The sequence below is a fragment of the Arthrobacter sp. GMC3 genome (assembly GCF_002929305.1).
Lineage (GTDB): Bacteria > Actinomycetota > Actinomycetes > Actinomycetales > Micrococcaceae > Specibacter.
Genome location: NZ_PJIO01000158.1, coordinates 1 through 529 on the forward strand (window position 1 = coordinate 1; position 529 = coordinate 529).

At 67.7% G+C, this 529-nt stretch carries 1 protein-coding gene; it reads right to left on the reverse strand.

Annotation, left to right across the window (positions count from 1 at the left end; genetic code table 11):
• Positions 1-112: 112 nt before the first annotated feature.
• Positions 113-529: ABC transporter permease subunit (locus CXQ94_RS24120; RefSeq protein WP_146070432.1), on the reverse strand; the 417-nt coding region annotated here is incomplete at its 5' end.

Consider the following 529-nt stretch of genomic DNA (forward strand, 5'->3'; position numbering starts at 1 on the left):
CCCAAGGTGGCAGCAGGTCACGGCGGATCAGGCGGCAGGAGACTGGAGGTCGAATCGCAGCTCGCAGTAGCGCGGCTGCGTCGCTCAACACCCTGCCGCCAGAGCTGCGTGACTAGCCAGGGCGCCGCGCCGAACGGCGGATCAGCAGCACCACCGGCAGCAGTCCGACCAGCACCAAGGTCAGTGCCGGGAGCGACGCGCGGGCCCATTCGCCTTCACTGGTCATTTCGAAGATGCGCACGGCCAGGGTGTCCCAGCCGAATGGCCGCATCAGCAAGGTCGCCGGCATTTCCTTGAGCACGTCGACGAATACCAGCAGTGCCGCGCTCAGCGTGCCTGGCAGCAGCAACGGCAGGTAGACCCGGAAGAACAGCGCCGGGCCACCGACACCCAAGCTGCGTGATGCCTGCGGCAGCGAGGGGCGAATCCGCGCCAGGGCGTTTTCCAGCGGGCCGAAGGCGACCGCCATGAAGCGGATCAGATAGGCCAGCAGCAAGGCGCCTAGGCTGCCGAGCAGGATCGGCTTGCC